Origin of the sequence: Nocardia sp. NPDC020380, from assembly GCF_044386975.1 — a bacterium.
In the GTDB taxonomy this organism is placed as follows: Bacteria; Actinomycetota; Actinomycetes; order Mycobacteriales; family Mycobacteriaceae; genus Nocardia.
Map to the genome: position 1 here is coordinate 1 of NZ_JBIRVQ010000020.1, position 18,808 is coordinate 18,808.

Here is an 18,808-nt window from a genome sequence, read left to right on the forward strand (position 1 = left end):
CGGCGAGCACACCCGACTTGTCGCGGGGATGCAGGGGCAGAACGGTTCCGGGATCGAAGAAGCGCTGCAACCGACCCAGCGGGTCACGGGGATCGGTCGTGGTGTCCGCGTGTGCGGGGGCCATGATGGTCATCGCAAACTCTCCTGATAGGAAGGCGGTCGCTGAGAGCGGCTGCGAATGTCGTTGTCCCAGGCGGGGTCTCGGGTGCGGGATCTACCCCATCCGAGACCCCGCCTGGGTCGCTTGTCTACTGACCGGTGCTTGCTGTAGCTATTGCCAGCTCGCTGGCGTGCGTGTCAGTACCGGCCGAAGGCGAGCGCGACATTGTGCCCACCGAAACCGAAAGAGTTGTTGATCGCGTACTCGATGTCCTGCCGGCGAGCATCGCCGTGCACCACATCGAGATCGATCTCCGGATCCTGGTTGTCCAGGTTCAGCGTGGGCGGAACGATCCCGTCCCGGATGCTGAGAACCGTGAGCACCGACTCGAGCGCGCCGACGGCGCCGATCGAGTGGCCCAGGGCGGACTTCGGCGCGTACACCGAGGCGTGGTTGACACCCGCCTTGTGAATCGCGTTCGCTTCCGCGCTGTCGCCAATGGGAGTGGCGGTCGCGTGAGCGTTCACATGGGTCACGTCCTTGGCGGACAGACCCGCGGTCTGCATCGCGCGCTGCATGGCGCGAGCCGCACCGCTACCTTCCGGATCCGGCGCCACCAGGTGGAAACCGTCGGAGGTGATACCAGCGCCCATCAGGCGGGCGTGGATCGTGGCGCCGCGCGCCTTGGCGTGCTCTTCGGTCTCGATGACCATGAGCGCGCCCGCTTCGCCGAACACGAAGCCGTCGCGGTCCTTGTCGAACGGCCGGGAGGCCGCCTTCGGCGCGTCGTTGCGGGTCGACATGGCCCGCATCATCGAGAACGCCGCGATCGGAATCGAGTCGATGTAGCCCTCGACACCGCCGGTGACCACCATGTCGGCGTCACCCATGACGATCATGCGCCACGCGTTGGCGATGGCCTCCGAACCCGATGAGCACGCCGAGACCGGAGTGACCACTCCCGCCCGGGCCTTGAGTTCGAGACCGACGACGGCAGAAGGACCGTTCGGCATGACCATCTGAACAGCCAGCGGCGAAATCTTGCGATAGCCGCCGTTCTTCAGCTTGTCGACCGAGTCGATGAGCGCATCGCCGCCGCCGAGGCCGGTGCCGATGGCCACACCCAGCCGCAGCGGGTCGACCTCGGGGGAACCGGCGTTCTTCCACACCTCGCGGCCCAAAACCATGGCCAGCCGCTCGACATACGCCATACGGCGGATCTCGACGCGGTCGAGGAGGGAATCCGGCGACACCTTCAGGTGCCCGCCGATGCGAACCGGAAGGCCGTACTCCTCGATGAAATCGTCCTCGAGAGTGTCGATTCCGCTCTCGCCATTGAGGAGGCCCTTCCACGTCGCATCGACGTCACCGGCGATCGACGTGGTCGCCGCCATGCTCGTGACGACGACGTTGGGGAAGTTCCCGTTCAAGGTGGAAGGAGTGGTCACAGTGTCGGTCCTTATTCGCCGTCAGCTGCGAACTTGGCCTTCATCGCCTCGGCGGCCTCGGAGTTCTCGGCCTCGAGCTTCTGGATGTACGCCACCGCGTCGCCGACGGTCTTCAGGCTCGCCAGGTCCTCATCGGGGATCTTGACGCCGTACTTGTCCTCGGTCTGGACGGCGATCTCGACCATCGACAGCGAGTCGATGTCCAGGTCGTCGACGAAGGACTTCTCGATGGTCACCTCGGAGGGCTCGATACCGGTCACCTCTTCGATGATCTTGCCGAGCTCTTCGACGATCTGTTCCTGGGTCAGAGCGGCCACTTTGGTGGCTCCCTTCTTGTTTCCTGTAGTGGGTTGGGATTCTCGGTCCGGGGTCGCGCCGTCGCCGTTGACGGTGCGGGACCGCGAGTCAAGCTAGCTTGCCGACGTGAGTTCGGCGAGCGCGGGGAGGTCCGAAGGAGTCTTCAGCGCCAGATTCGGGGTGCCCTTGAGCTCCCGCTTGGCGATCCCGACCAGGGTTCCGGCCGGCGGCAACTCTGCCACCGCGGAAACACCCGCAGCACGGACGGTTTCGGTGCACAGGTCCCAGCGCACTGGGCTGGTGACCTGGTTCGCCAGCTTATCGATGGCATCCCTGCCCGACGTTACGGCCTTGCCGTCGAAATTCGACAGCAGAACCCGGGTCGGGTCGCTCGGGGCGATCTGTGCGATCGCCTCCGCCACGGCGTCCCGGGCAGGTGCCATGAACGCGGTGTGGAAGGCGCCGGCGACCGGAAGAGTACGAACACGTGCCTTTTCCGGCGGGTTCGCCGCGAGTTCCGCGAGGGCCTCGAGCTTACCCGCGGCCACGATCTGGCCCACCGCATTGCGGTTGGCCGGAACCAGGCCGAGTTCCTCGAGCCGCGCGAGCACGACGGCTTCGTCACCGCCGAGCACCGCGGACATACCGGTCGGCTCGATTGCGCAAGCCTTGGCCATCTCCGCTCCGCGGATGGCGGCCAGGGTCACCGCATCGTCGGCGGAGATGACTCCGGCGACGGCAGCGGCGGCGAATTCGCCGACCGAGTGTCCGGCGACGATGGTATCCGCGGGCAGTGAATCCTGCGGGACTTCCGCGAAAGCCAGAAGGGCAGCCGCGACGACGAGCGGCTGCGTCACAGCCGTGTCGACGATTTCATCCGCTGTCGCTGTGGTGCCCAACCGCAGCAGGTCCAGCCCCGCGGCCTTACCCCACAGCGCGATGCGGTCCGCAGCGCCAGGGAGTTCGAGCCAAGGGGTGAGCATGCCGGGTGTCTGAGAGCCCTGTCCAGGGGCGAACAACGCGATCACGCTCATAAGAAAACACTGTGGTGGCGCTCTCACGAGATGTCGGCGCGAATGAAGCTTGCTCGGCAGTTTTGTGGGGAGTCCACAAACGGCCTAGTGGCTTGCCCCGATCGCCCGGTTCCGGGGACGCGTTACATCCCGTCTTTCGGATCTGTGACAGGAGTGGCGTCTGTGGCCGGAGTAGGTGTTTCGTTACGGGTTCGTGTCAGCCGACCTACTGTGGCTGCGATACGTAACACATACGCATCGCGCGGGTTCATCGGATCACGTCCGGTGATATCGGCGATGCGCTTCAACCGGTAACGGACCGTATTTGGATGAACGTACAGCTGGCGGGCGCAAGTCTCGACGGCTCCGCCGCAGTCCAGATAAGCATCCAGAGTGTCCGAGAGGTCGGCGCTGGCGGCGGCCAACGGTAGCACGAGATGTTCGTTGAGGGCGTCTATCGCGGCCCGGTCACCGAGCAGGGCGCGTTCGGGCAATAACTCGGAGGCATGCACCGGCCGCGGCGCCCCGCGCCAGCCCACCACGGCCTCCATACCGGCCATGGCTTCCACCGAGCTGACATGCGCCGCGGACAGCGTGCGCATGGTCGGCCCGATCACCACCGGGCCGTCCGAGAAGGCCTCGCTCAATAGCTCACCGAGGAACGGCGACGGATACATGGTGTCGCCCAGATGACCGCTCACCACCATCACCAGCCGCGAACCCTGCACCACCGCGAGGGCATTGCGGCCGTGCCGGGTGGCGGCGCTATGTACGGAACTGACAACGGCCACCTGGTCTTTGGGGGGAGTTCCCACCAGGACCGTGGCCGGGGCGGTCGCATCCCAGTTCAAAGTGGCCGCGCGGGACAGCATTTCGGGGCCGGTATCGCCACGCACCACGGCGTCGACGACCAGCGCCTCCAATCGGGTGTCCCAGGCGCCGCGGGACTCCGCGGCCGAGGCGTACACCGAGGCGGCCGCGAAACCGAGCTCCCGCCCGTATCGCAGCACCGCCTCGGTGAGCGCCACCAGCTGCCGGTCGTTGCGCGCCAGCGCCGGCAGCCACTGCTCGAAGAACTCCATGGCCACCCGGACCATGTCCACCGTCTGGCGCAGCGTCAGCCGCCGCGCCAGATCGTCCGGAATCACCTGGAAGGCGTCCAGGGAGAACCGGATATCCGATTCCGGATCCTGCAGCCACTCCAGGAAGTTCACCACCGCCGTCTGCACCAGCATCTGCACGCCCGCGCGTTGCGCGGCATCCAGATTGGCGAAGAACGGCAACCGATCCTGCATCGACGCGACAGCCTCGGTCGACAAGCGACCCGAGAACTGCTTCACCCGCTTGAGGAGAGTGTCCGGAAGCGGATCACGCGTCTGCCGATTCGGGGAGAGCGCGCCGGTCGGCAGGTACACCTCGTTTTCGGAAGTGCCCTCGTTGATCCGGCGCGGCTTCGGCGGTTTACGGTCCACGGTGTTAATCGTGCGTTATGCGTCGCCGCCTTCGGAACCTGGTGCCGCCTTCGGCGCGGCGTTCACATCGTCGATGCGGTAGCGCGCGGCCGCCTCGGCGACCTTGGCGGGAGCGATCTTCCCGAGTTCGGCCAGCCCCGACAGGGCCGCCACCACGATGGACTGCGCATCCACGTTGAACACGCGGCGCGCGGCCGGACGGGTGTCGGAGAAGCCGAAACCGTCCGTGCCCAAGGTGATGTACTTGCCCGGCACCCACTGGCGGATCTGATCCGGCACCGCCCGCACCCAGTCCGAGGCGGCCACGAACGGGCCCTCGGCACCGGACAGCACCTGGGTCACATACGGCTGACCCGGATCCTGTTCGGGGTGGCGCAGTTTCGCGATCTCCAGGGCGAGCGCCTCCTTGCGGAGTTCACCCCAGCCCGGCACCGACCACACATCGGCCTGCACGCCCCACTCCTCGGCGAGCAGCTGCTGCGCGCGCAGGCCGTCCGGCATGGTGACGCCGGAGACCAGGATCTGGGCGCGCACGTCGCCCGCGCCGCCGCGCTTGTAGAGGTAGATGCCCTTGAGCAGGCCCGCCACATCCAGCTGCTCCGGCTCGACCGGCTGCTGCTGGGGCTCGTTGTAGAGGGTGATGTAGTAGAAGATGTCCTCGCCGCCGAACTCGTGGTGCTGCGAGTGCGCCTCGGGATCGGTGCCCGGCAGGGCGTTCTGGAAACCGTGCGCGAGCCCGCCGCCGTACATGCGCCGCAGGCCGTCCCGCACGATGTGCGCGATCTCGAAGGCGAACGACGGATCGTAGGACACCACAGCCGGATTCGTGGACGCCAGCAGCAGCGAATGACCGTCGTTGTGCTGCAGGCCCTCACCGGTCAGCGTGGTGCGGCCGGCGGTGGCGCCGAGCACGAAACCACGCGCCATCTGGTCCGCCGCCGCCCACAGGCCGTCGCCGGTGCGCTGGAAGCCGAACATCGAGTAGAAGATGTACAGCGGGATCATCGGCTCGCCGTGCGTCGAGTACGAGGTGCCGACCGCGGTGAAGCTCGCGGTGGAACCGGCCTCGTTGATGCCCTCGTGCAGGATCTGGCCGACCGACGATTCCTTGTACGCCAGCATGAGTTCCGCGTCGACCGAGGTGTAGAGCTGGCCGTTGCGGTTGTAGATCTTCAGCGACGGGAACCACGAGTCCATACCGAAGGTGCGGGCCTCGTCGGGGATGATCGGCACGATGCGCTTGCCGATCTCCTTGTCGCGCAACAGTTCCTTCATCAAGCGGACGAACGCCATGGTGGTGGCGACGCTCTGCTTGCCGGAACCCTTGCGGACCGAGCGGTAGGGCTCGTCGCCCGGGAGCACCAGCGGCTGTGCGGCCGTGCGGCGTTCGGGCACGAAGCCGCCCAGCTGCTTGCGGCGGTCCAGCATGTACTGGATCTCCGGGGCGTCGGCGCCGGGGGTGTAGTACGGCGGGCGGTACGGGTCGCGCTCCAGCTCGGCGTCGGTGATCGGAATGCGCTGCACGTCGCGGAACGCCTTCAGATCGTCGAGGGTCATCTTCTTCATCTGGTGCGTCGCATTGCGCGCCTCGAAGTGCTTGCCGAGACCGTAGCCCTTGATGGTCTTGGCGAGGATGACCGTCGGTTGTCCCTTGTGCGCCATGGCCGCCGCGTACGCCGCGTAGATCTTGCGGTAATCGTGGCCGCCGCGCTTGAGGTTCCAGATGTCGCCGTCGGAGAGGCCTTTGACGAGTTCCTTGGTGCGCGGGTCGCGGCCGAAGAAGTGCTCGCGGACGTAGGCGCCGTCATTGGCCTTGTACGTCTGGTAGTCGCCGTCGGGGGTGGTGTTCATCAGGTTGACCAGGGCGCCGTCGCGGTCGGCTTGCAGCAGGGCGTCCCACTCGCGGCCCCAGACGACCTTGATGACGTTCCAGCCGGCGCCGCGGAAGAAGGACTCCAGCTCCTGAATGATCTTGCCGTTACCGCGGACCGGGCCGTCGAGGCGCTGCAGGTTGCAGTTGATGACGAAGGTCAGATTGTCCAGGGCCTCGTTGGCGGCCACCTGGATGAGGCCGCGCGATTCCGGCTCGTCCATCTCGCCGTCGCCGAGGAACGCCCACACATGCTGGTCGGACGTGTCCTTGATGCCGCGATCGTGCAGGTAGTGGTTGAACCGGGCCTGGTAGATGGCGTTCATCGGGCCGAGACCCATTGACACCGTGGGGAATTCCCAGAAGTCCGGCATCAGCCGCGGGTGCGGGTAGGAGGACAGGCCGTGGCCGGGGCCGCCGGCGCTGTACTCCTGCCGGAAACCGTCCAGCTGGTCTTCCGTCAAGCGGCCTTCCAGGAAGGCGCGGGCGTACACGCCGGGAGAGGCGTGACCCTGGATATACACCTGGTCACCGCCGCCCGCGTGGTCCTTGCCGCGGAAGAAGTGGTTGAAGCCGACCTCGTACAGCGCCGCTGAGGACGCGTAGGTCGAGATGTGGCCGCCCACACCGACTCCCGGCCGCTGCGCGCGATGCACCATGATCGCGGCGTTCCAGCGGATGTAGGCCCGGAAGCGGCGCTCGGTCTCCTCGTCGCCGGGGAACCAGGGCTCGTTCTCGGTGGGGATGGTGTTGACGTAGTCGGTGGACGTCAGGGCCGGGATCGCGACATGGCGTTCGCCGGCGCGCTCGAGCATGCGCAGCATGAGGTAGCGGGCCCGGCCCGGGCCCTCACGGTCGAGCATCTCGTCGAAGGAGTCGAGCCATTCGCTGGTTTCTTCCGGATCGATGTCCGGCAGGTATGACGCCACCCCCTCGCGGATCACTCGGACCCGGCCCCCTGCCGGGCGCTTGGCCGCCGAGCCATTGGTGGGGTTCGACGAAGAAATCGGGTGCATCAGGTCGGTCAAGACGTTTGCTCCTCGTACAGGGGTGGGGACATCTGATGGCGTCATTACCCCGGGTCACCGCTGGTGGGCGGCATACCCGTAACGATCGGTTCGGGTCGCACCTCACATCCTTGCCGAGGATGCGGCCCAGGTCATCATGTCAGCCGTAAATCCAGTACCGTTCTCCAGGGAACCGGCCGAGGCATGGAACGGGGAGGAACAGTGAAACTGAACCCGCGGGGGTTCGGGGTGATGTGCACGACCGTTGCGCTCGGCATCGGACTCGCGATCGTCGCAGGCTGCTCGAACACGGTCGAGGGTACCCCGACCGCGAATTCGGCTCAGGTGACCTCGTATCGCGCGGACGTCTCCTCCTCCTCGGCGGCGGCTTCCTCTTCCAAAGCGGCAGCGGCGCAGAACAAGGCGATCGCCGACAACTGCGACCCGTTCCGCACCACCACCGGCACGGCCGTGAACAGCTACAACGACTATGTGGACGCCCACGACAAGGGCACCGACGACCAGACCGCGAAACGGGACGCGGCGGCCGGCGCGCTCGAGGACGCGGCCAAGACCGTCGAGAATCAGGTCAACACTTCGGGTTCGGACCTGCCGGCCGATCTGGGGCAGAAGTTCACCGACTACGTGAACGCGGCGCGCACGCTGGCGGCGGAAGTTCGGAAGATGACGCCGGCGGCCGCCGTTGCCCCCTTGAACGACGCCAGTCACAAGGTCAACGACGCCCTGGATGCCGTCCGGACGGCCTGCCCATCCAAGTAAACGGGTCTCAACTACGACATTCTGGGTGCGAATTCGGCCGATCGGCTTGCGCTCGAGGCTTTAACCATGTTCGCTTGCATCTACCTACTGTCGGGAATAAGAGGAGGACACCACCGTGGTCGCCGCGGCGGACGCGCAGAACTACGCTCAGAAGCTTGGCATTTCACATGGCATGGCCGTTCAGGAGCTGGGCTGGGACGAGGATACCGACGACGACTTGCGGGCCAACCTCGAAGAGACGATCGGCTCGGAACTGCTGGACGAAGATACCGACGAGGTTGTCGATGTCGTCCTGCTGTGGTGGCGCGACGGGGATGGTGACCTGGTCGACGAGCTGATGGATGTGATCTCCCCGTTGGCCGACGACGGTGTCGTCTGGGTGCTCACCCCCAAGACCGGTCACCCCGGCCATGTCGATCCGAGCGAGATCGCGGAGTCGGCGGTACCCGCCGGCCTCAATTCGACTACCCCGGTAAGTCTCGGAACCTGGACCGGAACCAAGCTGACCCAGCCCAAGACGCCCTCGAAGCAGCGCTGAACCGCGTCTTCGCTAAGGTTTTCGAGTGGGTGATGCGCGAGTGACTCATGCGTGAGCGCGGTCCGTTCATGTGTGAGCACTGCGTCGTGTCGCTTGCTGCTGCCGACACGATGGAGGTTCCCGCATGCCGTTAGAGGTGGGCACGGTCGCACCGGACTTCACTCTGAAGGACCAGAACAACCAGGAAGTCACCCTCTCGGCGTACCGCGGCGAGAAGAACGTCCTGATCGTCTTCTACCCGCTGGCGTTCACCGGCATCTGCCAAGGCGAACTCTGCCGCGTCCGTGACGAACTCCCCAAGTTCCAGAACGACAACGCAGAGATCCTCGCCATCTCCGTAGGCCCCCCGCCCACCCACAAGATCTGGGCGGCCGAACAGGGCTACACCTTCCCCCTGCTCTCCGACTTCTGGCCGCACGGATCGGTAGCCCAAACCTACGGCGTCTTCAACGAAAAATCCGGCTACCCCAACCGCGGAACCTTCGTAGTAGACAAGGACGGCATCATCCGCTTCTCCGAGATGAACGGCCCCGGCGAGCCCCGTGACCAGGCAGCTTGGGAAAAAGCGTTGGCCACACTAGATTCATAACCCGTCGCCCGCGGATCCCCGGATCTGCAGGCAACATCCGACCCCGGCCCAGCCGGGCAGTCCGGGGCGTATAGCTCAGTGGTAGAGCACTGGTTTTACACACCAGCGGTCGGGGGTTCGAAACCCTCTGCGCCCACCCATCGTCGAAAACCCAGGCTACGCCTGGGTTTTCGGATAGCTGTGGTGACGGCCCGCATCTAGCTTTGGGTATGTCCTAGGTCCCATATACCGATTTCGCGGCGCCAACCCTCCACCGCCCGTTGCAACGGTGCCAGGCGGTCGTAGATGCGGAACAATTCGGTGCGGGCTGTCGAGCTCTCGGTTTGGACTTGCACGATTGCCCCGCGGACCTGGGCGAGCTTGTCGCGGAAAGCGTCCCGCTCGTGGGGTAGGAGTGCGCGATCCTGCGGTTCCATGCCTGAATCGTCCAGGAGTTCGAGGTATCTGCGGGTGATGGTCGAATCGACGTCGGCGCTTATTTCCAGCAATCGTTGTTTGATCGTATCGGCAGGCATCCGCGCGGTATCCCGAACGAACGGGATCTGCCAGATCTCGTTCAAAGCGTCCTCCAGATCGCGGTTCACTCGCCGCCAGCGGATCAGGTCACGGCATGCTCTTGCTGCCTGGCCTTCCGATTCGAGGTTGGCCATGCGGAACAGGAATGCCTCGGCGGCGGCCTGATCGTGCCCGGACAGCTCCTCGATGCGACGCCGCAGCGAGTGCAGGTTTTCGTGGAATCGGCTCGGCGGAGGTTCCAGATATCCCTCGATGTCCGCGGATTCGAAGAGGCGGCCCAAGAGGGTCTCGGTCTCCAGGAGCAGATGATGCGCCTTGGCCGGATCCCGTTGTTGGTGCAGCAGCGGCAGAATCGTGGTCAGTCGCCGGGTGACGTCCGGCTCGGCCTCGGCTACCTCGGCGCTGTGCCCTTCACGCTGTGCCTGTTTCCAGTCGTCCTCGAGTTTGGTGGCGCGCTGTTGCATTTCGGTCCATCCGGGTACCTGCCGGGTGGGTACCTCGATGATTCCGGTGGCGGATCTGTTCAGGCCGGGCAGGTCGACATCGACATGAATGGTCCAATCCGCGGCGAATTCGAAGGCCACTTCCACATGGCTGCCGGGCGGGAGGTCGGCCGGGAGGTCGCGGATCTGCACGAAACCGATCGGGACCAAGCCCTCGTACAGCCTGACCGTCAGTGTCGAACCGGTCGTCGCCGTCTGCAATCGCTGTAGCTCACGATGTGGAATTGTGGTGCCCGCCTTGGCGATCGGCAGTAGTTTGCGGTCGAGTCGTTCGATCGCGAAGTCGTGTGCGAGCGCGTCCTTGACCGAGGTCGCATCGGTGGGGTCTTCTCGCGAGATTGTAATGACCTCGCTGGCGACCTCCACGTCGTCGCGGAGCACCTGGATGGTAAAGGTCGCCCTGTCATCCAGGGGAACGTCGAGGAACTGGAAACTTCCGTCGCCGTCGACCGGCTCGCGTTGGCCGCCGGGCCGCAGCACTACTACAGTTTCGCCGGTTGCTCGCGCGTCCGGAAGCACTCGACCGCCGATATCCACGGTTGTCTCCATCGGGATCGGGCGATCGATTTCCAGTACCTTGCTGCGGCGATCGGTGAGACTTCCGGCCTTCAGTGCGGCACCGATGGCGACCACTAATTCGGGATGGAGACGGCGCGGCGTTTTGCCGAAATGACGCTTCAGCAAGGTGGATACGAGCGGAATGCGTGAGGAACCTCCGACCAGCACCACTTCGTCGAGTTGGTCCGGTTGCACGCGACCCTTACGAAGAGCCGAGTCGCACTGCTCGATCGTGTCCCGGAGATAGGCACCGATCTTGGTCTCGAAATCGGTCCGACGGATGGTCAGATTGATGTTCATCGGCTGCCCGGATCGATCTTCGAGGTTGTCGTCGACGATCTCGGTTTCGGTGTCCTGGGACAGTTCGTGTTTTGCTCGCTCGGCCAGCGACAGCAACCGCGCTTGCCGCTCGCTGTCCTGTGCGTTGCCCGGCTCCGAGGCGAGATCGTAGGCAGGCAGTTTTTCGATCATCCAATCGACGATGGCTTGATCGAAGTCGTACCCGCCGAGATACCTGTCGCCGTCGAAGGACTTGCTGGTGAAGCCCTCCTCGGGGTCCCACAGAACTACCGAGGTGTCGAAGGTTCCGCCACCGAGGTCGTAGACCAGCAATCGGTGTGGGCCCTGCACGGGCTGCTCGTCCAGATATCGGTGTGCCAGTGCGGCGGAGACCGGTTCTATGAGCGTCTCCGCTACCTCCAGCCCGGCGTGCTGACCCGCCTCGGCCGTACTGGTTTTGGCGCTGGCCTCGAAATAGGCCGGCACTGTGATGACGGCGCGATCGATCGTGACACCGAGGGCGTCTTCAGCGGTCTGCCTCAGGTGTCGTAGCAGCATCGTTGATGCCTGTATCGCGGTGAGTTCGGAGTGTCCGGCGCGGACGGTCTGGTCGGTGCCCATGATGCGCTTGAAGAACATGGCGGGCGGGGCGCCCGGTACGCGGGCCTTTCGTTTGGCGGGCGCACCGACCAGCGCTATGCCGTCGTGTCCGACCCAGACCGCGGACGGAGTGGTCAGCGAGAGATCAGGGTTGGTGACGATCAGGACTCCGCCGAGCGGCCGCAGCCGACCACGTTCGATCAGCGCCGCCTTGTCCGGAATATTGGCGTCGGCGGGCACGGCCACGCAGCAATTGGTGGTGCCGAGGTCGATTCCCACGGTCACGGTCATGACAACTCCTCGTCTTCGTCGAGCATGGGGAAGGTGGCTATGGGCGGCAATAGCTTCGGCAAGACCTGATAGTCGACCAGTGCCGTGCGGTATGCCGGTTCGGTCAGGGCGAACTCGGCCAACTCGCGAAGGATCGCCAACTCGTTCGGACCGTCCATTGGTGGTTCGGGTCGGTGCGTGCGCAGCTCTTCCGACAATCTCGCCGAGGCGGAATCGAGTCTTTGCGCTGCCGAATTGATTTGAGCGAGGCTGAGGATCTGGCCGAACAGCGGGAAGCGCTCCGCGCTGCGCCGGATTCGGGTGCGACGGGCCTCGATGCGTGCGCGGGCCGTCGCCCGATCGGAGCCCGGATCCAAGTCCAGTAGGTGAAATGCGGTGCCGTAGTACGGATTTCTATCGTTCCATGCCCAGGGATTCATTGTGGTGTTCACTCCTGCTTTGTCAGGCGGTGCGGGCGTCCATCTCGCGGACCTTCTGTCCCGCCGTTTCGACGGCGCGCTGTAGCTTCGAGGCTTGGTCGTATGGGGAGACCGGAGGTAGCCCGAGCAGTAGTGCCCGGGAGAAATGCGAAGCGGCGGCCAGGAACTCGTCGGCGCATTCGTTGATCCACTGCGGGGTGCCGTCTGCCAAGTCGCCGAGATACCGGCCGGCCACCTGCTGGCGTAGTAGGCCGAGCCAGTATTCGTGCTTCGCCAGTGCCGCCATACATGCTCGGCGATCATCGGTGTGCATCTCGGTCAGTAGTAGGCCGGTTCCGTCGAGACAGCGGAGGGCTGGACGGGTTTGATACTCGACATTGTTGAGTACGGGATGTGCTCGTGCGATCCAGTCCGAATCTGTGGAGAGGCTCTCCAGAAAATCATTGGAGGTTTCCAGCAGCAGTTCGGCGAACCGGAGACTGGTCGGGTCGATCTGCATCCACCGTTGTGCTTCCGTGAGCGCACTATCCCAGTTCTTTTCGCGCGATAGCCGTCCGACCTGTACCGCGGCGGCACCGATCAGGGAGTCGAGTGTCTGGCGTCGCGCCGCGGTGGGAAGCGGCGCGTGGAGGATGATCTCGTAGTGCGTGCGGGCTCGCTGCAGCTGGGTGCCGCGAAGCTGATGAATTCTGGTCGCATGGGGCTCTAGTACCTGAGCGGGAAGCGCCGCGCGGGCCGCGGCAATAACCCCATCGATGTCCCCGACGGCGTCCTTCGCGAGCACCTGAGTCAAGTGTGCGCGCAGACCTGCCCAGAACTCGTTGTCGGCGTGCAGCCGTGCCCAACACGCCAAGGCGTAAGTCCAGTAGTCGAAAGCCCGCTTGTCGTTGTCGGATTCGAGCTGGTAGGCCCGCGCATGCAGCGTAATGGCCAGATGGTGGAGGCTTCGCCAATCGCCCGGACCGAGGCTGTCCTCCGAACGCCATATCAGCTCCGCGGCGGGAGACCATGGATGGCACACACCGTTCTGCTGCAGCGCACCGAAGGCGAGGGAGCCCGGTGTTCGGCTCGGGTGCTGCCGACTGCGCTGGGCGCTGACCTCGGTGATCCGATCGATACTGGTGCGGAGCTTGTCGGCGGAATCTCCGGATATGCCTTCGAGTAGTCGTTTTGCTTCCGACAACCGGGCTCGTACCTGTTGGTCGTCGGAAAGTAGCGCCGCGGCTCGAACCAGCGACCGGTGCGCGGCCACGAGTCGGACGTTGGTGACGGTGCTTCCACTGTTGTTGCCGCCCAATAGTGCCGGTTCGATGTGGGCAACCGCGATCAGCACTACGTATGGATCGACTATCGAGTAGGCGGGCCAGCGATCGCCATAGTGGGAGAACAGTTTGCGCGCTCCAGCGGCGATCATCCGATCATCCGATTCGAGCGCACCGAGGAGGATTCGGGCACTGGCATCGACGGCGAGGTCATCGGCCGAACGAGTGCGTTTGCCTAGAATCCGACGGAGCTCCGCGCTTGCACCGGAGTGATCGTCGGCGCGTAATCGCCGCAAGGCGTTGACGAATATGGTTTGACGCCACAGTCTGGTGTCCTCCGAACCCGAGACCTCCGCAGTTGCAGGGAGACCACGGGCGACACCGACCGCAGTCTGCAGCAACCGCAGGTAGCTGCTGGAGCCGGCCATTTCAGGGCCTGGCTCATTTCGGATCAATGCTCGATAGGACATCAGATCGGGCCACCGCGTCAGGCGTTCTCGCGCCTGGGATGACCCGTACTGCTCGGCTAGTGTGTAGCGCTGGTAGGCGGACGGGGTATCGCCACGCAATATGGCGTAATCACCTAGTGCGCAATACCATTCGGCGCTGGTATCGGGACCCAAAGCGAACAACAGTTGCCACACCGGTGCGCCATCTTGCAGAAACCACTCGAAGTCCCGATCGACCTGTGCGGCGAGATGACGTCGGGCGAGCTGTCGGAATGTCGGTGACGCGGTTGAGGACTCGGCTCGGATCTGTTCGCCCATCCAGACCTGTAAGACGTTGGCGCGCAGCAGTTCGTCCGCGATGGGCCAGGTGGACTCGAAGGCCGCGGGGTCCGGCGAGCGCAACCACTGACCCAGCACATACCGAATTGCGTTGCGAGGCACAACCCGACGTCGGTTCAGGGCACTGAGTAGGTAGATTGCTGCATCCGGGGATTGCGGTGCCATGCTTCGAATGTGCGCCAGCACCGATCTCTTGTGATAGTCGAGCGTTCGGTCGTCGGCGTCGTGCAGGAAACTCGTCAGTGCTGATACCAGTTCCGGACCATCCCCGGGCTCCGCTGTCTCGTCGGCCGGCGCATCGGCAGAACCGGGCGGCAGTGGGTTGCCTTTGCGTAAGCGCCATCGCACCGTATCCCCCAGGCGCGGAGTGACTGTGGACGTCACCCCACGACTGCAGAATAGCCTTCGACCGCCGCCATCGGCAGCCGCTCACCGGTATCCGATTCGCTAGGCCGTTCCGTAGGCGGGCCGCGGCCTCGGGAGGCAGGATTGATGGCATGCCGGAGTCCATGGGTCAGTTGACAATCCGCACCAGCGGCAGCACGGATGACCTATTGCACCTGCTCGAATGGTTCAACGGCGACGACGAGCTGCGAGGGCGAATGATCTTGCCTCGAGAGAACATTCGCCCGGGACAGATGGGTGGAGTCGCCGATGTGCTGGAAGTCGCGGTCGCCGCGGGCGGAATAGGCCCGGCACTGGCCAAGTCGCTGACCGCATGGTTCGCCCACCTGCGGTCGGACTTGTCGGTCACCGTCAAGGTCGATGGGCGTGCCGAGATCACCGTCGACGCCAAACGGATCAAGACACCGGAAATCGCTGCGGCACTGCAGGATATGCTCGGGAAACTGGACAACACGCCATGACCGCCGCCGCGGACCGTAGTGGTTGGCGCGCGGTTTTGATCGGGGTGAGTCGCTACACGGATACCGGCGTTCCCGATATCCCAGCTGCCGGCAACAATGTCGTCGACCTGGCTTCCCTGCTGACCTCACCCACTGGCGCGGGATTGGCTGACGACCACTGCACAGTCCTCGTGGATCCAGAACGGAACTCGCAAGTCGGTGCGGCGCTGGCAGGCTCCGCGAAGAGCGCCGAGGACGTGCTTCTGGTGTACTACACCGGGCACGGCCTGCTGGACCAGCAAGGGCGGCTGTACCTGGCATTGCCAGACAGCAATCCCGACCACCCTGCCTGGAGTTCGGTGCGGTTCGAGACGCTGCGCGAGGAGCTGATCGGAAGCCGGGCCCGGGCACGCATCCTGATCCTCGATTGCTGCTTCTCCGGTCGCGCGTTCGAGGCGATGAGCGGGCAGCCTAGTCTCGTCGATGGCCAGTTGGATATACACGGCACCTACACGATTGCGTCTTCTGCCGGAAACGAACCATCAGTGGCACCGGATGGCGACCGCAACACTGCCTTCACCGCAGCGCTGTTGAGCGCTGCGACCAACGCCGACGTCACACTTGATCAGCTATTTGTGCAAATCGACGAGATCCTGTGTCGGAAGGGTCGTCCCCGTCCCCGGCGGCGAACTGTCAATGCTGCCGGTGGCCTTCATCTTTTCGCCGTGCCGGGTGTTCGGCGTAACCCCGATGGCACTGTCGCCACCACGTCGGACGAGGCCCGCCGTCAGGCTGAGCTGTCGTACCAGCGCGGCCAACGGTGCCTGGATCGCGGAGACCTGCCCGAGGCCGAGCGCTGGTGGCGTCAGGCCGCAGCACAGGGGCACATCGTTGCGATGAATACCCTCGCCAATCTGCTCTCGGAAAAAGGAAAAGCCACCGAATCGCGCAACTGGTATCGGATGGCCGCCGAACAAGGCGATGTCTATGCCGCGATGCGCCTGGCAAGCGCATCGTACGAGGCCCAAGGCTTCCGCGACGCCGAACACTGGTGGCGTCTCGCTGCGGAGACCGGCAACGTCGACGCCATGTACAACCTCGCTGTGGTGCTGGAAAAGGGCTTCCGATTCGACGATGCGCTCGCCTGGTACCGCCGAGCTGCCAAGGCCGACTGCACCGATGCCATGCACAACCTCGCGATTCGACTGCGCAACCTCGGCCAACTTCCTGAAGCCGCAACATGGTGGCGCAAGGCGGGGCACGAACAACCACAGCGAAACAACGAGCAGCCACGCGGCCCGCATCCGTGGTCACGCTGAACTCTTAGCTTGGGCTGCTTCGTTTTTTCGTGTCTTCGCTCCGATTTGGGGTGCGAATCATTTTGGGGTGCTAGGGGTTCGGGCTATTCGGGGGCGGCGAGCAGATCGGTCACCAGGTGGTGGGCGTAGGTGGGGTCGAGGCCGTCGGGGCGGAAGAGGATGCGGTACATGATGGGGGCTACTACGTGGTCGAGGATTGTTTCGACGTTGGGGGTTGGTTCGCCTCGGGTGGTTGCTCGGTTGAGGATGAGGGTTATTTGTTCGGCTGCGTAGGTTGAGCATTGGCCGGCGTTGGTGCTGTCGGGGGAGCCGAGTAGGGCGTCGCGGATGTAGGCGCGGCCTACGGGGGCGGCCATTTCTTCCAGGAATTGTTCGGCCCAGGACTCCAGGTCGGACTTCAGGGTGCCCTTGTCCTGGGGGGCGGTGTCGGGGCGGAGGCGTTCTACGGCTACGTCGGAGAGGAGTTCTTGGAGGTCGCCCCAGCGGCGGTAGATCGTGGAGGGGGTTACGCCGGCGCGGGCGGCTACCAGGGGGACGGTCAGGGCTTCGCGGCCTATCTCCGACTCGAGTTCGTGGATGGCGGCGTGGACCGATGCCTGTACCCGGGCGCTGCGGCCGCCGGGGCGGACCATTGCCTTTCGACTCACGGGACCAGATTAAAGCAAAGATGTTGCTTCAAGCCTTTCCGTGTCATGTCATTGCCAGGGGACGTACGAGGTGGGTTTGCTCATAGGCGTGGCCGACTCGCAGTAGGGCCGGTTCTTCGAATGGGCGGGCCAGCAGTTGCATTCCGATGGGCATGCCGTCGGTGTCGTGGCCTACCGGGATGGACAGGGCGGGGATTCCGGTGATGTTGGCGGGGGCCGATAGCCGTACGTAGGCGTCGGAGACGCCCTCGTTGTTGCCGTCCGGCCAAGTGATCGCATCGGTGCCGGACTGCACGGCGGTGAGAGGGACTGTCGGGGCGGCGATTACGTCGACCTCCTCGAAGACGCGCGCCCAGGCCTGTTGCATGAGGGTGCGTGCGCGCTGGGCGCGGAGATAGTCGCCGGCGGGCATGAGCTCACCGGCTTCGAGGAGGATGCGCACGTCCGGCTGGTACAGCTCGGGGATTGTGCGGAGGGTCTTTTCGTGGAAGGCGGTGGCCTCCGGCACCATCAGGCCCCACTGCGTGGCCTGGATGTACCGCGTCATCGGAATCTCGACCTCGACGAGCTGTGCGCCTTGGCTCTCCAGCTCGGATATCGCACGCCGGACGGTGGTCTCGATCGCCGGGGTGACGTGATCGAAGTAGTAGTTGCGCGGGACGCCGATGCGTAGCCCCTTCAGGTCCGGGCCCGCATCCGGCCGGTAGTTCGTGGCGGGGATGGCTCGGGAGGCTGGGTCGCGGGGGTCGTGGCCGGCCAGGGCGGTGAGGACTATGGCCGCGTCCTGGACGGTGCGGGTGATCGGGCCGACGTGGTCCAAGGACCAGGACAGGGATGTGATGCCGTGGCGGGGGATGAGGCCGTAGGTCGGCTTCAGGCCGACGACGCCGTTGAGTGCGGCGGGTACGCGGATCGATCCGCCGGTGTCGGTGCCGAGGGCGAAGGTCGCGGCGCCTGCGGCGACTGCGACCGCGGATCCACCGCTCGAGCCGCCGGCGACGCGGTTCGGGTTCCAGGCATTGCTGGTTTGCGGGGTGGTCAGGCCGTAGGCGAATTCATGAGTGTGTGTCTTGCCGACCAGGATTGAGCCTGCCGCGGTGAGAGCGGCGGCGACTGTGCTGTCCGCCTCGGCGCGGTGATCGGCGCGGACTCGTGAGCTGGCCGTGGTGGCCTCGCCCGCGACATCGATCAGATCCTTCAGGCCCATCGGAATGCCGTGCAACGGGCCTCGCAGGCGGCTCGCGGTGATTTCTTGCTCGGCTGCGCGCGCTGTCCGGCGAGCCTGCTCGGCGGTGACGGTGACGTAGGCGCCCAGGCGTGAGTCGACCTCCTCGATTCGGTCGAGGACCGAGTCCACCAATTCGACGGGGGACAACTCGCGTTCGCGGATCGCGTCGGCTGCCGCGGTGAGTGTCAGTTCATGCGGTCGCATGGTGGTGCTCCTGTTCGGTGCGGTAGGCGGCAGCGGGCGTGGTGTCGGCGAAGTCCAGCTCGCGCAGGACCGACACGACGGAATGAATGTGGTTGGCGGTGGCGGCCACCGCGGCGTGCCGGTCGGCAGGTAGTGGCAGGCCTGCGCGGTCGGCCCAGCGGGCCGCCTGCGAGGGCGTGAGTTCTGCGGCGGACATGAAAAGTTCTCTCCCGATCGGGGTGGATGTGACCTTGCG

16 protein-coding genes and 1 tRNA gene are annotated in these 18,808 nt (G+C 65.0%); 6 read left to right on the forward strand and 11 right to left on the reverse strand.

From position 1 onward, the window contains the following. Positions 1-297 precede the first annotated feature (297 nt). The 5 genes from ACH438_RS40140 to aceE all read right to left on the reverse strand — a co-directional run bounded on the left by ACH438_RS40140 (position 298) and on the right by aceE (position 7,216). Positions 298-1,548 carry a KasA/KasB family beta-ketoacyl-ACP synthase gene (locus ACH438_RS40140; protein WP_397015342.1) on the reverse strand — a complete coding sequence of 417 codons (1,251 nt, stop codon included), beginning with the start codon at positions 1,546-1,548 and terminating at the stop codon, positions 298-300. 11 nt (positions 1,549-1,559) lie between these two features. Next, positions 1,560-1,865, reverse strand: a complete 306-nt coding sequence (gene acpM / locus ACH438_RS40145; protein WP_397015344.1) for a meromycolate extension acyl carrier protein AcpM — start codon at positions 1,863-1,865, stop codon at positions 1,560-1,562. Positions 1,866-1,958: 93 nt separating this feature from the next. Beyond that, positions 1,959-2,873, reverse strand: a complete 915-nt coding sequence (locus tag ACH438_RS40150; protein WP_397015585.1) for an ACP S-malonyltransferase — start codon at positions 2,871-2,873, stop codon at positions 1,959-1,961. A 128-nt stretch (positions 2,874-3,001) separates the two neighbouring features. After that, positions 3,002-4,300 (reverse strand): PucR family transcriptional regulator, encoded by a 1,299-nt coding sequence (locus ACH438_RS40155; protein WP_397015587.1) that lies wholly within the window; start codon positions 4,298-4,300, stop codon positions 3,002-3,004. 45 nt (positions 4,301-4,345) lie between these two features. Further along, the gene (gene aceE / locus ACH438_RS40160) at positions 4,346-7,216 is read right to left on the reverse strand and encodes a pyruvate dehydrogenase (acetyl-transferring), homodimeric type (RefSeq protein ID WP_397015589.1); all 2,871 of its coding nucleotides are present in this window, start codon (positions 7,214-7,216) and stop codon (positions 4,346-4,348) included. A 213-nt stretch (positions 7,217-7,429) separates the two neighbouring features. Between aceE and ACH438_RS40165 the strand changes: the two genes are divergently transcribed. The 4 genes from ACH438_RS40165 to ACH438_RS40180 all read left to right on the forward strand — a co-directional run bounded on the left by ACH438_RS40165 (position 7,430) and on the right by ACH438_RS40180 (position 9,250). Next, on the forward strand, positions 7,430-7,987 hold the full coding sequence (locus tag ACH438_RS40165; protein ID WP_397015346.1) for a hypothetical protein: 558 nt from the start codon (positions 7,430-7,432) through the stop codon (positions 7,985-7,987). 115 nt (positions 7,988-8,102) lie between these two features. Continuing rightward, entirely contained in the window at positions 8,103-8,525 is a 423-nt protein-coding gene (locus ACH438_RS40170; protein WP_397015348.1) for a DUF3052 domain-containing protein, read from the forward strand. Positions 8,526-8,649: 124 nt separating this feature from the next. Further along, positions 8,650-9,114, forward strand: coding sequence for a peroxiredoxin (locus ACH438_RS40175; protein WP_397015350.1), 465 nt, complete (start codon positions 8,650-8,652; stop codon positions 9,112-9,114). A 64-nt stretch (positions 9,115-9,178) separates the two neighbouring features. Then, positions 9,179-9,250 (forward strand) — tRNA-Val (locus tag ACH438_RS40180). Positions 9,251-9,311: 61 nt separating this feature from the next. Here the strand turns inward: ACH438_RS40180 and ACH438_RS40185 are convergent. From ACH438_RS40185 to ACH438_RS40195, 3 genes are read right to left on the reverse strand one after another with little or no spacing between them, the layout of a single operon-like run. After that, positions 9,312-11,861, reverse strand: coding sequence for an Hsp70 family protein (locus tag ACH438_RS40185; protein WP_397015352.1), 2,550 nt, complete (start codon positions 11,859-11,861; stop codon positions 9,312-9,314). Continuing rightward, the gene (locus ACH438_RS40190; RefSeq protein ID WP_397015354.1) at positions 11,858-12,280 is read right to left on the reverse strand and encodes a hypothetical protein; all 423 of its coding nucleotides are present in this window, start codon (positions 12,278-12,280) and stop codon (positions 11,858-11,860) included. Before ACH438_RS40190 ends, ACH438_RS40185 begins: the two co-directional genes overlap by 4 nt. A gap of 22 nt (positions 12,281-12,302) precedes the next feature. Beyond that, on the reverse strand, positions 12,303-14,432 hold the full coding sequence (locus ACH438_RS40195; RefSeq protein ID WP_397015356.1) for a hypothetical protein: 2,130 nt from the start codon (positions 14,430-14,432) through the stop codon (positions 12,303-12,305). A 395-nt stretch (positions 14,433-14,827) separates the two neighbouring features. On the opposite strand from ACH438_RS40195, the gene ACH438_RS40200 reads away from it, so the two are divergent. Further along, entirely contained in the window at positions 14,828-15,196 is a 369-nt protein-coding gene (locus ACH438_RS40200; protein WP_397015358.1) for a hypothetical protein, read from the forward strand. Further along, on the forward strand, positions 15,193-16,494 hold the full coding sequence (locus ACH438_RS40205; RefSeq protein ID WP_397015360.1) for a tetratricopeptide repeat protein: 1,302 nt from the start codon (positions 15,193-15,195) through the stop codon (positions 16,492-16,494). The genes ACH438_RS40200 and ACH438_RS40205 overlap by 4 nt, the downstream gene beginning before the upstream one ends. Before the next feature lie 83 nt (positions 16,495-16,577). On the opposite strand, the gene ACH438_RS40210 is transcribed toward ACH438_RS40205, so the two are convergent. Genes ACH438_RS40210 through ACH438_RS40220 form a run of 3 tightly spaced genes read right to left on the reverse strand, consistent with a single transcriptional unit; the run spans position 16,578 to position 18,769 of the window. Continuing rightward, a complete protein-coding gene (locus ACH438_RS40210; protein WP_397015362.1) occupies positions 16,578-17,141 on the reverse strand; it encodes a TetR/AcrR family transcriptional regulator in 564 nt (187 codons plus the stop codon). A gap of 43 nt (positions 17,142-17,184) precedes the next feature. Next, positions 17,185-18,573, reverse strand: coding sequence for an amidase (locus ACH438_RS40215; RefSeq protein ID WP_397015364.1), 1,389 nt, complete (start codon positions 18,571-18,573; stop codon positions 17,185-17,187). Further along, positions 18,560-18,769 carry a hypothetical protein gene (locus tag ACH438_RS40220; protein WP_397015366.1) on the reverse strand — a complete coding sequence of 70 codons (210 nt, stop codon included), beginning with the start codon at positions 18,767-18,769 and terminating at the stop codon, positions 18,560-18,562. The genes ACH438_RS40215 and ACH438_RS40220 overlap by 14 nt, the downstream gene beginning before the upstream one ends. Positions 18,770-18,808: the final 39 nt, after the last annotated feature.